The organism is Ruegeria sp. YTSC002, assembly GCF_059609845.1.
Genome location: NZ_JBXWML010000001.1, coordinates 697546 through 711797, shown reverse-complemented (window position 1 = coordinate 711797; position 14252 = coordinate 697546). Strand labels below are relative to the sequence as shown.

The window sequence follows — 14252 nt, the reverse complement described above, 5'->3', positions numbered from 1 at the left end:
CCATGACCATCAACACCTCTCGCCGTGGGTTTCTGAAAAGTGCCGCCGCTGCCGGTGCCGTACTGCTGGTCGGCACCCGTCCGGACGGAGCACTGGCCGCGGCCTCGTCCGAGACCGCGCAGTTCAATCCATTTGTGAAGATCGATGCCGATGGCACCGTGACCGCCATCGTCAAACACTTTGAAAAAGGTCAGGGCCCAGCGACCGGCCTGCCGACGCTGATTGCCGAAGAAATCGGCCTGACCATGGACCAGATCGAATACGAGTTCGCCCCCTCGGATCCGAATGTTTACAACAACCTGCTGTTTGGTCCATTCCAGGGCACCGGCGGTTCGACCGCGATGGCGAATTCGTGGCTGCAATACCGTCAGGCCGGTGCTGCTGCGCGCGAGATGCTGATCAACGCCGCCGCGCAAAGCTGGGGCGTGGATGCATCCGCCATCACCATCGAAGACGGCATCGTCAAGGCAGGCGGCAAGTCGGCTCCGATCGCTGAGTTCGTGTCCGCTGCGTCGCAACTGGACGCTCCGGCAGAGCCGCGCCTGAAGGACCCGTCGGAATTCCGCCTGATCGGAAATGAAACGGTGCGCCGCAAGGATTCGGCAATCAAGGGCAACGGCCAGGCGATGTTTGCCATGGACGTTCACTTGCCCAACCAGATGGTCGCCATGATCAAACGCCCGGAAGCGAAGGGCGGCATCGCCCTGGGCTTTGATGACAGCGCATCGAAAGAGGTCAAAGGCTATATCAGCGCCGCGGTTCTGCCCAATCAGGCCGGTGTCGCGGTTTATGCCGAAAACACCTGGGCCGCGATTCAAGCACGCGATGCGCTTGAGGTCGAGTGGGACATGTCCGGCGCGGAAACCCGCAACTCGGACCAGATCAAGGCCGAGATCATGGCCGCGCTGGAGGCTGAGCCCACGTATAACGTGAACAAGGCGGATTTTGCAGCTGTGGCAGCCGCCATCGACGGTGCGGACAAGGTCGTTGAAAAAACGTTCTACTTCCCACTGCTGGCCCATGCCCCGATGGAGCCGCTGAACTGCACGATCGAGCAAACAGCCGATGGGGACATCGTTCTGCATGACGGGGCACAAATGCCGACGGGGCCTCATATGGCCTACCAGCAGATCTTTGGCCTGCCCGCCGAGAAGATCCACATCAAGACCATGCTGGCAGGCGGGTCTTTCGGGCGCCGCGCCACCCCGGATGCGGATTATCAGGTCGAGGCCGCCCTGGCCTTTGTCGTCACTGACCGCTCGCGCCCAGTGAAACTGGTCTGGACGCGCGAAGACGATATCCGCAGCGGGTATTACCGCCCCGCCTTTGGCCACAAGGTCCGGGTCGGGCTGGATGCCGATGGCAAAATCGTCGGATGGCAGCATCAGGTAGCTGGCCAATCAATCATGAAAGGCACGGCCTTCGAGGCCTTCGCAGTGCATGACGGGGTCGACCACAGCTCGGTCGAAGGTATCGCGGACAGCCCCTACCAGATTCCGGGAATGGCGCTGGGTTTAACAGATACGCCCAAGGCAACCTCGGTACTATGGTGGCGCTCGGTGGGGCACACCCACACGGCCTATACGATGGAAACCATGATGGATCTGGTGGCCCAAGCGGCAGGGCGCGATCCGGTGGACTTCCGTCTGGCCCATCTGTCCGACAGCAGCAACGCGGACCAGCAGCGAAAAGCCGCTGTTTTGAAGCTGGCGGCCGAAAAGGCAAACTGGGGCAATGCGCCAGAAGGTCGGTCGCAGGGGATTGCCGTTCACAAGTCCTTTGGGTCTTACGCAGCTGAAGTGGTCGAAATCTCGGGCGATCCGGAAAGTGGCATCAAGATTGAAAAGGTCACCTGTGCCGTGGATTGCGGCATTGCCGTGAACCCGGATGTTGTGCGCGCGCAGATGGAAGGCGGCATCGGCTATGGCATTGGCCACGTGATGCGTGACCAGATCACTCTGACCAGCGGTGCTGTGGATCAATACAACTTCCCGGACTACGAACCGCTGCGTATCGGGGATATTGCCGCAATTGACGTACATATCGTGCCATCAGCCGAAGCGCCAACCGGTGTCGGAGAACCCGGCACGCCACCGTCAGCGCCTGCATTGGCCAATGCGATCAATGCCCTGTCAGGTGTGCATGTGGCGCAATTGCCCATGGAAGCGCATGGTGTCAGCTTCGCTTAAAAGCACCTCTCCGCGCCGGTCAGAACCGGCGCGGACGTTCCACGACCCCCAAGCAAAATTTGATCAAATTTGATGACAAAGCAGATCCATTGAAGTAAATCACTGGGGAGTTTCACCGACGGAGCCCCCAATGGACCTGAGCGCCCTGCACAATTTCCGCGTTGCCGCATGTGATCTGAATGGTCAGATGCGCGGCAAACGCGTGCCCCCCGTCTATGCGGACAAACTGGAGAAGGGGGCTGTACGAATGCCATTCTCGGCACTGAACGTTGATCTGTGGGGCGCAGATATCGACGGTAGCCCGCTGGTCTTTGAAACCGGCGACGCGGATGGGGTGCTGCGCCCGACCGAACGCGGCCCGGTCCCCGTGCCGTGGCTGGATACGGAAACGGCGCTGGTGCCAATGAGCTTGTATGATGATGACGGCGTACCGTTCCCGGGCGACCCGCGGCATGCTCTGTCCGCCATACTCGACCGCTATGCGCAACGCGGCTGGTCCGTTGTTGCCGCGACGGAGTTGGAGTTCACACTGGTTGATGCGTCTGGCGCGCAACCACAACCGCCAGTGAATCCGATCACCGGGCGGCGCCTAGCGGATGAAGCCGTTCTGTCGGTTGCTGAAATGGACGCGTTCGAAGCGTTCTTCACCGACCTGTACGACGGCTGCGCCGCAATGGGCATCCCCGCGCAGACGGCCATCTCGGAAAGCGGCATCGGCCAGTTCGAGATCAACCTGAACCATCAGGATGCCATGCGCTGTGCCGATGATACGTGGCTTTTCAAGGCATTGACGCGTGGATTGGCGCGCAGGCACGGATTTGCGGCCACCTTCATGTCCAAGCCTTATGCCGATGACGCGGGCAACGGAATGCATGTGCATTTCTCGGTGTTGGACCAGACCGGGCGCAATGTGTTCGACAACAACGGGCCGGAAGGCACCGAGGTTTTGCGATCTGCCGTAGCTGGCTGTGTCGCGGCCATGCCAGGCAGTACGCTGATATTTGCCCCCCACGGCAACTCCTACAGACGGCTCATACCGGGTGCACATGCGCCCACGGGCGCCTGCTGGGCCTATGAAAACCGAACCGCAGCCATTCGCATCCCGGGCGGAGCCCCGGCCGCGCGGCGCATCGAACACCGCGTCGCCGGCGGAGACATAAACCCGTATCTGATGCTGACGGCGGTTCTGGGCGCGGCACTTGTCGGCATTGAGGACGGCTTGACACCACCTGCCCCGATCACGGGGAACGCCTATGACATCGCGGACCTGCCTCAGCTGATGCCGGATTGGTCGAGCGCGATTGACAGGTTTGCCACGGATCCCTTGGTGGCGCGGCTGTTCCCCGCTGACCTGATCCGCTATCTGACCATGACCAAGCGGCAAGAGATCACCCGATTTGAGAGCATCCCGCCCGAGGATCACTGGCTGAGCTATCTCGAGACGGTTTGACCCCCCTTGCCGCATCAACCAGTCTCGGTTAGGATTAATTTGATCAAATTTGGTGACACATGAAAATCGGTATTCTACAAACCGGCCACACCCCCGAAGTGCTACAGGAAGAATTCGGGGATTATGACGAACTTTTCCCCACGTTGCTGCGCGACGACGGGTTCGAGTTCGTGACCTTTGCCGTCGTCGACGGCAATTTCCCCGAAAGTGCGGATGATGCGGATGGGTGGGTCATTACCGGATCGCGTCACGGGGTTTACGAAGACCTTCCCTGGATCGCCCCGTTGGAAGCTTTGGTGCGCGATATCTGGGAAAGCGGAAAACCTCTGATCGGCGTTTGCTTTGGCCATCAGATCATTGCTCAGGCACTGGGTGGCAAGGTCGAGAAGTTCGCTGGAGGTTGGGCCGTAGGTCGTACTGAATACGAGTATGACGGCAACAAGTTATGGCTGAATGCCTGGCATCAGGATCAGGTTGTTGAATTGCCGAAAGAAGCGCGGGTTCTGGGCCGGAATGCCTTCTGCGAAAACGCGATGCTGGCTTATGGGGACACAATCTGGACGGTTCAGGCCCACCCGGAGTTCACCAATGGCTTCGTGGCGGGCCTGATGCGGACACGGGGCAAGGGCGTCGTCCCGGAGGATCTGATGCGCGAAGCCGCAAATCGCGAAACCGCGCCGGACGACAACGCCAGAATCGCGCGCCACATGGCCGAGTTTCTAAAGAAAGAGAGAGCCTGATGGCTGATTGGACCGATAAACTGCCGGAAGCCGCAAAGGCGTATTTCCACGGGCAACGACTGGACGAAGTTGAATGCATCATTTCGGACCTGCCGGGCATTGCGCGCGGCAAGGCGGTGCCTGCAACAAAATTCGCAAAGCAATCCTATTTCCACCTGCCCGACAGCATCTTCTACCAGACCATCACTGGGGGCTGGGGCGAAGCCGCCGGCGATGACGGGTTCATCGAAAAGGACATGATCCTGAAGCCCGACTTCTCGACCACCTCTGCTGCACCGTGGACGGGGGATTGGACATTGCAGGTGATCCACGATGCGTACGACCGGGATGACAATCCGATCCCCTACAGCCCGCGCAATGTGCTGAAACGCGTTGTGCAGCTTTATCATGACAAGGGGTGGAAGCCGGTTGTTGCGCCAGAGATGGAATTCTTTCTGGTTGCCCCCAACGTGGATCCGGCGCAGGGCATCAAGCCCATGATGGGGCGTTCCGGTCGCCCGGCCGCGGCGCGGCAGGCCTATTCCATGACGGCCGTGGACGAGTTTGGCCCGGTGATCGACGACATCTATGATTTCGCCGAGCATCAGGGGTTCGAGATCGACGGCATCACGCAGGAAGGCGGCGCCGGGCAGTTGGAAATCAACCTGCGTCACGGCAATCCGGTGAAACTGGCCGATGAAGTCTTCTATTTCAAACGTCTGATCCGCGAGGCCGCGCTGCGCCACAATTGTTTTGCCACCTTCATGGCCAAACCGATCGAGGAAGAGCCGGGCTCGGCCATGCATATCCATCACTCGATCATCGATATGGAAACCGGTCAGAACATCTTCTCTGGTCCTCAAGGGGGTGAGACGGACGCGTTTTATCACTTCATCGCCGGTTTGCAGAACCACCTGCCAGCCGGTCTGGCCGTCATGGCGCCCTATGTGAATTCCTACCGGCGCTATGTGAAAGATCACGCGGCACCGATCAATCTGGAATGGGCCCGTGACAACCGCACCACCGGTATTCGCGTGCCCCTGTCCGGCCCGGAATCGCGACGCGTCGAGAATCGCATCGCCGGGATGGACTGCAACCCGTATCTGGGCATCGCGCTGTCGCTGGCCTGCGGTTATCTGGGGTTAGTTCAGCAAGAGCGCCCACGTCGTCAGTTCTATGGCGACGCTTATGAAGGCGAGGGCGATATCCCGCAGGTCATGGGCGAAGCACTGGACCTGTTCGACGAGGCCACCGCCCTGCACGAGGTTCTGGGCCCCGAATTCGCCCGCGTTTACGGCATCGTCAAACGGGCCGAGTACGAGGAGTTCCTACAGGTCATCTCTCCGTGGGAACGTGAACATCTGCTGATCAACGTCTGAGACCTTCCGTGAACCTGCTTTATTCCAATGACCGCAAGGGCCAGTACCCTGACAGCTGGTATGCCGCAACGGCACATCCGATGGATCGTTTTCCCGCGTTGTCAGACGACACCAAGGCGGATGTGTGCGTTGTCGGTGGCGGCTATACGGGGCTGTCCGCGGCTCTTCATCTGGCCGAAGCCGGGTTCGACGTCGTGCTGCTTGAAGCGCACCGCGTCGGCTTTGGCGCGTCGGGCCGAAACGGCGGCCAGTTGGGCAGTGCGCAGCGGATGGACCAGGAAGACCTCGAGCGTCTTGTTGGCGATGCCGACGCCGCCAGGCTGTGGGAACTGGCCGAAGACGCCAAGGATCTGGTCAAATCCCTGATTGCAAAACACCGGATCGCGTGTGACCTGAAACCCGGTGTCGCCGTTCTGGGCCTGAGCAAATCCGAGCAGAAAGAGCTGCATGACCATGCCGGCCATCTTTCCGAGCGGTATGGATACGACCAGATCGAGCTGCTGGACGAAAACGCGGGTCATTCGCTGTGCCCGTCACCAGCCTATCACGGGGGGTATCTGGATACGGGTGCGGCGCATCTGCACCCTTTGAACTTTGCGTTGGGATTGGCGCAAGCCGCGGCCAAAGCGGGCGTTCGCACCCATGAAAGCACCGAAGTGACCGGGATCGACGAGGGCCAGACGGCAGTGATCCGAACTGCACACGGCAACGTTCGGGCCAAGCACGTCATTCTGGCCTGCAACGGGTATCTGGGCGATCTCAATCGTTCCGTCGCCGCCAGGGTCATGCCCATCAACAATTTCATCGCGGCCACCGAGCCCCTAGGAAAGGACGCCGCGCGGGTTTTGACCCGGGATGTGGCGGTTGCGGATACGAAATTCGTGGTGAACTACTTTCGCCTCAGCGCCGATGGCCGCCTCTTGTTCGGAGGCGGCGAAAGCTATGGCTATCGCTTTCCATCGGATGTCGCCGCCAAGGTCCGCAAACCCATGACGGAAATTTTCCCGCATTTGCGGGATGTGAAGATCGACTATGCCTGGGGCGGAACGCTGGCCATTACCATGCGGCGGATGCCGTATCTGGCCCGTGTTGCACCCAATATCCTTTCGGCTTCGGGATATTCCGGTCACGGTGTCGGCACTGCGACCCATGCCGGACAACTCATGGCCATGGCCATTCAGGGTCAGGCCGAAGGGTTTGACACGATGGCACGCGTGCCCGCCCTGTCTTTCCCTGGCGGCCCCGCCCTGCGCAATCCGCTGCTTGTGCTGGCCATGACGTGGTTCGCACTGCGCGACCGGCTTGGAATCTGATCCACGTAAATTGCGACAGATTGGTGAATTTTCGCCTGCCCGGCGATTGGGACTTGGATTGCCTTCCGAATATCTTTATCTTTCCCAAAGATAGAATTCGGGAAATCCAAATATGACGCTGCCCCCCAACGTTCACGCCGCCGAGCCCATCCCTGCCGCCGCCAAGGACGCGATCGAGGCCCTGATGCAGTCAGGTGATCTGTTCCGATATACAGCACCGCAGGATGCCCCTGTGGCCTTGCTTGAGGCAGAATTTGCGGAATTGTTGGGCACGAAGTACGCCTTGGCGGTGTCGTCCTGCTCGGCCGCGCTGTTTCTGTCGCTCAAAGCTCTGGGCCTGCCCCGTGACGCGCGGGTTCTTATCCCGGGCTTCACCTTCGCTGCCGTACCGTCGTCGGTCGTCCACGCCGACTGCATTCCGGTTCTGTGCGAAGTGGGTGAGAACTATCGCATCGACATGGCCGATTTCGAAGCCAAGCTGGACAACATTCAGGCTGTCATCATCAGCCACATGCGCGGGCATACATCAGACATGGATGCGATCATGGCCTTGTGCGACGCACGAAACATTCCGGTGATCGAGGATGCCGCGCATTCGCTGGGCACCACATGGCATGGCCGCAATATCGGTACGATCGGAAAGGCCGGATGTTTCTCGTTCCAATCCTACAAGATGATCAATGCCGGCGAAGGTGGCATCCTGATCACGAACGATGCAGATCTGGTCGCGCGGGCCGTCATCATGTCGGGCGCGTATGAACACAATTGGAAGAAGCACAAAGGTCCGCAGGGCGACAACTCACCCGAACTGCAAGAGGCCTTTGCCCGCTGGCAGAACAAGCTGCCGCTGTACAACCTTCGCCTGAGCAACCTCAGCGCCGCCGTGATCCGTCCGCAGCTTCCGGAACTGGCGCGCCGCGTCCGCGATGGCCTGGCGAACCACGATTACGTGGCCGGCCGCCTGAACACCTCGCCTCATATCGAGGTCCCCGCCCCGCTCCCCCCCGAGCAGCGTGCGCCGGACTCGATTCAGTTCAATCTTGTCGGAATGCAGGAACATGAGATCCGCGCCTTTGCCGCAGCGTCCGAGGCGCGCGGCGTCAAGGTTCAGGTTTTTGGTCTGAGCGAAGACAACGCCCGCGCCTTCTGGAACTGGCAATTCCTTCCGGAATCTTTCGACCTGCCCAAGACGCGCGACATGCTGATGAAGGCCTGTGACGTGCGCCTGCCCGTCCGCCTGACCCGCGAAGAGCTGGACGTGATTGCAGACATCCTGCTGGCATCGGTTGGCGAAGTGACCGGCCCGATGCCGGTTTACGGCACGTAAGACGAAGGCACTTTGAACAAGAAAGGCCCGCACGATGCGGGCCTGTTTCTTTGTTCGGAACGGATCAGTTCAGCTTGGACAGTTTTTGCTGCAACTCGGCCAGCTGTTTCTTGATGTCGTCCAGATCCTCTTTCGGTTCGGACTTGTCCTCTTCCTTTTCCGGGCTGGACCATCCGCTGGACAGCCCACTGGTCATCGCCTTCAGGAAAGCCTGTTGCTGCGCCTGCAACGCGTCAAAACCCGGCATCTGAGACATCGGATTCATCGCGCTCATGTTTTCCATCATCTTGTTTTGGCTTTCGCGCAGCATCTCGAACGAGCTTTGCAGAAACTGGGGCATCATTCCCCCGCCCGGCAGCATGTAGCTGCGCACCAGATCATTCAGTACATTCACCGGCAGCACGTTTTCACCCCGGCTTTCATGTTCGGCAATGATTTGCAGAAGATACTGGCGAGTCAGGTCATCGCCGGTTTTCAGATCAATGATCTGCACTTCGCGCCCGTCGCGGATGAACCCCGCGATGTCTTCGAGCGTCACGTAATCGCTGGTCTCGGTGTTATACAGCCGACGGCTGGCATAGCGCTTGATCAGCAGCGGTTTTTCTTGGTCCGACACCCGGTTCCCTCCCCAAGGATGATGCGTTGCAGCACAGGTTATGCGAGTGCAGCACAAAAAGAAAGGGCAGGTCAATGGACCTGCCCAACGCGATTGCACCTAATGGGAGGGTTGGGTGCGTTTCGCGGACGTTTCTTACTTTGCAGCTGCAGCTTTCTTGGCTGCGGTGGTGACCTCGTTGGTCGCCTTTTTCACGGCGGCGGTTGTTTCTTCCGCGACGTCTTTGCCGGCAGCCATCAGCAGCTCGACGGTTTCGGTCTGAACTTTTTTCGCGATTTCAGCGAAAGCGGCCAGGTTTTCAGCTGCAACTTCAGCCGACGCGCTTGCGAAGTCGGTTGCGGCTTTTGCATAATCAGCAGGCTCTGCCTTGGCTTTGGACATCTCGCTCAGCTTGGCCAGGGTGTCCTTGGTCCATTTGTTCGAGATCTCGGCCGATTTCTCAGCAGCTTCCAGAGCAACGCCCGACAGCTTCTCGTTCAGCGAAGCGGTCGATTTGAATGCACCTTCCATTGCGGTGGTGTCCACCGGAAATGCACCCATCATGTCTTTCATGATCGCGGTAAAGTCTTGGGTCTTTGCCATTGTCCTAATCCTTTTAGCCGGTCCGGGCCCACCCCGGGTTTCATCAGCTTGAGGACAATATGATTGCTGCACCGCAGCATTGCAAGTTTTTTCTTGCTGCGGTGCAGAATTTTTTAGTTTCAAAATGAAATCAGGCGTTTGGTTTCGCCACAACATAAGTTCCGGGTGCGGGTGCAAGGCTCGGGTGCTTCGAATCACCCGGTTCACGGGCCGGAACCTGCTTGCCGGACCGCTTCTTCAACCACGCGTCCCACATGGGCCACCAGGATCCTTCGTGATAATCTGCTTCTTTCAGCCAGGTGTTGGCGTCGGGTTTCATATCCGGGTTGGTGTAGTGGCCATACTTCTTCTTGCTGGGCGGGTTCACGATGCCCGCAATATGGCCCGATTCTGAAACCACGAAGGTTTTGGACCGCGAGCCCATTTTCTGCACGCCGCGGTAACAGTCTTTCCATGCCGCGATGTGATCGGTTTCACAGGTTATGGCCATCAGCGGCACATCCACGTCTTCGAGTTTCAGCTTGTGCCCCATCAACTCAATACCGTCGGTGGCGAACTCGTTGCGCTGGCAGAGACCTCGCAGATATTCCACGGCCATTTTTGCTGGCAGGTTTGCACCATCGCCGTTCCAGTAGAGCAGATCAAAGGCCGGAGGTACTTCCCCCATCATATAGCTGCGAATGGCCGGACCATAAATCAGGTCGCGTGATCGCAGGAACGACATGGTGCGCGCCATGATCCACGACCGCAGAACGCCCTCCTTTTTTACTTCTTCTTCGATCCCGTCGATGAAGTCGTTTTGCAGGAATGGCGTAAACTCACCCTGATCGGAGAAATCCGTCAGTGCCGTGAACAGAGTCGCGGATTTGACCGACTTGTCGCCACGCTGTTTCAGCAGGGACAAGGTCAGACTCAGCGTCGTGCCTGCGATGCAATAGCCCACAGCGTTGACCTGTTTGACCTTGCAGATCTTCTTGGCCGTTTCGATTGCGGTCAGGAAACCGTCCTGAATATAGTCTTCCATGCCGGTTTCGGCATAGCTTTCATCCGGGTTCACCCAGCTTACGACAAACAGGGTATAGCCCTGTTCGGTGATCCATTTGATCATGCTGTTCTGGGCTTTCAGATCCAGAATATAAAATTTGTTGATCCAGGGCGGGAACAGAACGATGGGTGTTTCGTAAACCGTTTCGGTCACCGGCTTGTATTGAATCAACTCCATCATCCGGTTGCGAAAAACAACCTCGCCCGGCGTTGTCGCCAGGTTTCCGCCAACCTCGAACGCGTTTTCATCCGCCAGTTTGACGACCAACTCGCCATCATTGGCCTCGAGGTCTGAAACGAGGTTCTCCAACCCTTTGATCAGCGATTGGCCTTCGGTCTCGACCGCCTTTTGCAGGGCATCCGGGTTGGTCGCCAGAAAATTCGTGGGCGCCATCATGTCGATGATCTGCTGCGAGAAATACTGTAGGCGTCGTTTGTCCTTTGCATCCAGATCATCGACCGACGAGACGGCCTGTGCAATCGCCTCCGCGTTTGTCTGGTATTGCTGCCGGATCAGTCGGAAATAAGGGTTTGTCTCCCAAAGGGGATTGGAGAACCGCTTGTCGCCGGGCTTGGTTTCCTCGGTTTCCAACTCACTTGTCGTCAGCGCTTTCTGCGCTTCGGCAAAGTTGAGAACCGACTTGCCCCAGAATTCTATCTGTTGTTCCAACAGCTTGGCGGGATTTTGCCATGCCTCGGCCCAATACGCCGTTGCTGCTCGTGCGAAAAGCTCTTGATTCGGGCCATCCAGCGCGGGGGTGTGAGGCTTTTTCGACGTCATAATCTCGATCAGGCGCTTCGAGAGCTGCTCGACCTTTTCCATATTTTCTTTAATGCGTTCAATATGTTCTTCGGACACGTCTGGCATTTGGCCTTCGCTAGTTGTCATTTTAACAATTCCACCCTAACCTCGCTGCTATGCAGAATAACGTCGTGGGTGCTGGGGGGCAAAGCGACGAATGGTCCGAATTATCAGACTGACACTCAGGAGGCCCCATTTATGCGCTATATGATGACCTACGACCTGATGGAGTCCATGCGTAACACCAACCAGTGGCTTGGTGCAACCGCAAGCGCGATGGCGTCCTACCCGCTGTTTTCCATGACACCCAACCCGGCGTTCAGCTGGATGGCCGCATGGGGCGAAGTGACCGAACGGACCTTCCAGCGAATGGTCGTCAAACCTGACTGGGGCATTCGAACCTTCACCTGCGAAGACGGCAAAGACCATCTGGTCGAGATCACGACGGTTCTGGAACGCCCCTTTGGCGATCTGGTTCATTTCCGCGTCAATGGACGGGAAGAACAACCGCGCAAGGTTCTGCTGGTTGCGCCCATGTCCGGCCATTACGCCACCTTGCTGCGCTCGACCGTCAAAAGCCTGCTGGTCAATTGCGAAGTCTACATCACCGATTGGCATAACGCGCGCGATATTCCTGTGTCTGCCGGTAAGTTCGATGTCGAAGATTATACACTCTACCTTGTAGATTTCATGAAGGAACTGGGGCCGGACACGCATGTCGTGGCGGTTTGTCAGCCCGCCCCGCTGACTTTGGCGGCCACTGCCTATCTGGCCGAGGTGGAGCCCAAGGCTCAACCCAGTACCCTGACGCTGATTGGCGGGCCGGTGGACCCGGATGCGACTCCGACTGACGTTACCGACTTTGGACGACGTGTCACGATGGGTCAGCTGGAAGAGACCATGATTCAACGGGTCGGCTTCAAGTACAAAGGCGTCGGGCGTATGGTGTATCCCGGCCTGCTGCAACTGGCCTCGTTCATGTCGATGAACGCCGATCGCCACTCCAAGGCGTTTTCGGATCAGATTCAGCGTGTTATCCGCGACGAAGCTTCGGATCTGGATGCCCATAACCGGTTCTATGATGAATATCTTGCGGTCATGGACATGACGGCCGAATTCTATCTGTCGACGGTCGAACGCGTCTTCAAGAACCGCGAGATCGCACGCAACGAATTTGTTGTCGCCGGTCACAAGGTGGATATCGGCAAGATCACGGATGTTGCCGTGAAATCGGTCGAAGGTGCGAATGACGATATCTCGGCGCCCGGTCAATGCATTGCTGCACTGGATCTGTGCACCGGTTTGCCAGACAGCAAAAAGGCCAGCCACGTAGAACCGGGCGCGGGCCATTACGGCATTTTCGCGGGCCGCAGCTGGCGCGACAACATTCGCCCGCTTGTGATTGATTTCATGAACGAAAACAGCCGCAAGAAACGCCGCCGCGCAGCGAACAGCAACAAGGTCGCCTGAAGAACATGGGCGGGCCGACACATGTTGGTCTCGCCTTTTCCTGCATTTGCGGCCAGTTGAAGGGTCACATCTCGGACCGGGGCGTTCGGCTTGGAACCCATGTCGAGTGCTTTTGTCATGACTGCCGCGCGGCGCAGCTGTATTTCAGGCAGCCCGACCCGGCCCCAGGCCCGGTGGACATCTTCCAGATGGCACCGGATGAAATCGAAATCACCGCCGGAGGCCAATTCCTTTCAGCCATGAAGCTTGGCCCAAACGGCATGCTGCGATGGTATGCCAGCTGCTGCAACGCCCCGCTGGCAACGACGCCACAGACCGCACGTTTACCTTTTGCAGGATTTATTGTCGGCAGGATTGCCGGTGATGTTTCCGCATTGGGGCCGGTCACGACCCGTGGGTTTGTCCCTCGGCCCGATGGCAAACAGAAACACGAAAAGGTCAGGTTTGCGGCGTTTGGCCTTTTGCGCCGCACCTTGCAATCGCGCCTGTCAGGACGCTGGAAGAATACGCCGTTTTTCGACCCTGAGACCGGCAAGCCCGCGGTCGTACCGAAAGTCATTTCGAAAGACGAACGGGCGGCGCTTTACCCCTAGACAAACCTTTGCGGGATGTTCAGCCAGGTTTGCAAGGCTTTGTTCACGGCATCGGGCGCTTCAAGCGGCAGAAGATGTCCGGCATTTTCGACGACCTCCAACGCTGCCTCCGGTATCAGGTCAGACATGAAAGAATGCCGTCTGACCGGGGTAAGCGTGTCATGGGCGCCGCACATGATCAAAGTGGGAACCTTGATGCGGCGCAACGTTCCCTGTTGGTCGGGCCGGCGCTGCAAGGCACGCATTTGACGAACGAACGCCTCGGCGCCCATATCATTCGCCATTGTCAAAAGATCATTCAGAATTGGGATTCGCCTGGGCCCCGGTGCCAATGTATCGGTGCCGACCAGTTGGCGCATGACCTCTTCCAGCCGCCCACCCAGGGCACCAATGATCAGGTCCTCGCGACTGGCCGCGATCTGAGGTGTATCCGCCTGAGCGTCCGTCGACATCAGGCACAGGCGCGACACCCGTTCCGGTGCCCGCCGGATCAACTCCAACGCCACAACACCGCCCATGCTCAGGCCGACCAGGGCAAACCGATGGGGAAGCTGATCCAACAACCCCGAGGCGATTTCTTCAATACGTTCGCCTCCGGAAACAGGTGCAACAGTGACAGGCCGTACCCGTGACAGCACCTCGATCTGAGGCCGAAACAGGCGGGCATCACACATCAATCCAGGCAACAACACCAGCGGCTCGATCACGCGGGGGTCTCCATCTGCTCGGTTTTCCGAGTCCTTCCAATTGTTGTCAGGATGAAAGTTT

Annotated in this window: 12 protein-coding genes; 8 read left to right on the top strand and 4 right to left on the bottom strand. The window is 58.5% G+C overall.

The features are described from left to right. The first annotated feature begins 2 nt into the window (after positions 1-2). The 6 genes from AC2FFD_RS03555 (at position 3) to AC2FFD_RS03530 (ending at position 8377) form a co-directional block, all read left to right on the top strand. On the top strand, positions 3-2189 hold the full coding sequence (locus AC2FFD_RS03555) for a xanthine dehydrogenase family protein molybdopterin-binding subunit (protein ID WP_496871974.1): 2187 nt from the start codon (positions 3-5) through the stop codon (positions 2187-2189). 130 nt (positions 2190-2319) lie between these two features. Continuing rightward, on the top strand, positions 2320-3639 hold the full coding sequence (locus AC2FFD_RS03550) for a glutamine synthetase family protein (protein ID WP_496871972.1): 1320 nt from the start codon (positions 2320-2322) through the stop codon (positions 3637-3639). A gap of 59 nt (positions 3640-3698) precedes the next feature. Next, positions 3699-4379: a type 1 glutamine amidotransferase gene (locus AC2FFD_RS03545; RefSeq protein ID WP_496871970.1), complete on the top strand. Its 681-nt coding sequence runs from the start codon at positions 3699-3701 to the stop codon at positions 4377-4379. Then, positions 4379-5737, top strand: a complete 1359-nt coding sequence (locus AC2FFD_RS03540; protein ID WP_171327797.1) for a glutamine synthetase family protein — start codon at positions 4379-4381, stop codon at positions 5735-5737. The genes AC2FFD_RS03545 and AC2FFD_RS03540 overlap by 1 nt, the downstream gene beginning before the upstream one ends. 8 nt (positions 5738-5745) lie before the next feature. Next, positions 5746-7050 (top strand): NAD(P)/FAD-dependent oxidoreductase, encoded by a 1305-nt coding sequence (locus AC2FFD_RS03535; protein ID WP_170343850.1) that lies wholly within the window; start codon positions 5746-5748, stop codon positions 7048-7050. Positions 7051-7162: 112 nt separating this feature from the next. After that, entirely contained in the window at positions 7163-8377 is a 1215-nt protein-coding gene (locus AC2FFD_RS03530) for a DegT/DnrJ/EryC1/StrS family aminotransferase (RefSeq protein ID WP_496871967.1), read from the top strand. 64 nt (positions 8378-8441) lie between these two features. Here the strand turns inward: AC2FFD_RS03530 and phaR are convergent, their stop codons facing one another. The 3 genes from phaR to AC2FFD_RS03515 all read right to left on the bottom strand — a co-directional run bounded on the left by phaR (position 8442) and on the right by AC2FFD_RS03515 (position 11508). Beyond that, complete coding sequence (gene phaR / locus AC2FFD_RS03525; RefSeq protein WP_152458474.1) at positions 8442-8993, bottom strand: polyhydroxyalkanoate synthesis repressor PhaR; 552 nt, start codon at positions 8991-8993, stop codon at positions 8442-8444. Between the two features lie 135 nt (positions 8994-9128). Further along, positions 9129-9575 (bottom strand): phasin family protein, encoded by a 447-nt coding sequence (locus AC2FFD_RS03520; RefSeq protein ID WP_170343848.1) that lies wholly within the window; start codon positions 9573-9575, stop codon positions 9129-9131. 130 nt (positions 9576-9705) lie between these two features. Then, positions 9706-11508 (bottom strand): PHA/PHB synthase family protein, encoded by a 1803-nt coding sequence (locus AC2FFD_RS03515; protein WP_496871964.1) that lies wholly within the window; start codon positions 11506-11508, stop codon positions 9706-9708. A gap of 111 nt (positions 11509-11619) precedes the next feature. Between AC2FFD_RS03515 and phaZ the strand changes: the two genes are divergently transcribed. After that, positions 11620-12891, top strand: coding sequence for a polyhydroxyalkanoate depolymerase (gene phaZ, locus AC2FFD_RS03510; protein WP_170343846.1), 1272 nt, complete (start codon positions 11620-11622; stop codon positions 12889-12891). A gap of 5 nt (positions 12892-12896) precedes the next feature. After that, a complete protein-coding gene (locus AC2FFD_RS03505; protein ID WP_257598996.1) occupies positions 12897-13484 on the top strand; it encodes a DUF6151 family protein in 588 nt (195 codons plus the stop codon). On the opposite strand, the gene AC2FFD_RS03500 is transcribed toward AC2FFD_RS03505, so the two are convergent. Beyond that, the gene (locus AC2FFD_RS03500; protein ID WP_496871962.1) at positions 13481-14191 is read right to left on the bottom strand and encodes an alpha/beta fold hydrolase; all 711 of its coding nucleotides are present in this window, start codon (positions 14189-14191) and stop codon (positions 13481-13483) included. The genes AC2FFD_RS03505 and AC2FFD_RS03500 overlap by 4 nt on opposite strands. Positions 14192-14252: the final 61 nt, after the last annotated feature.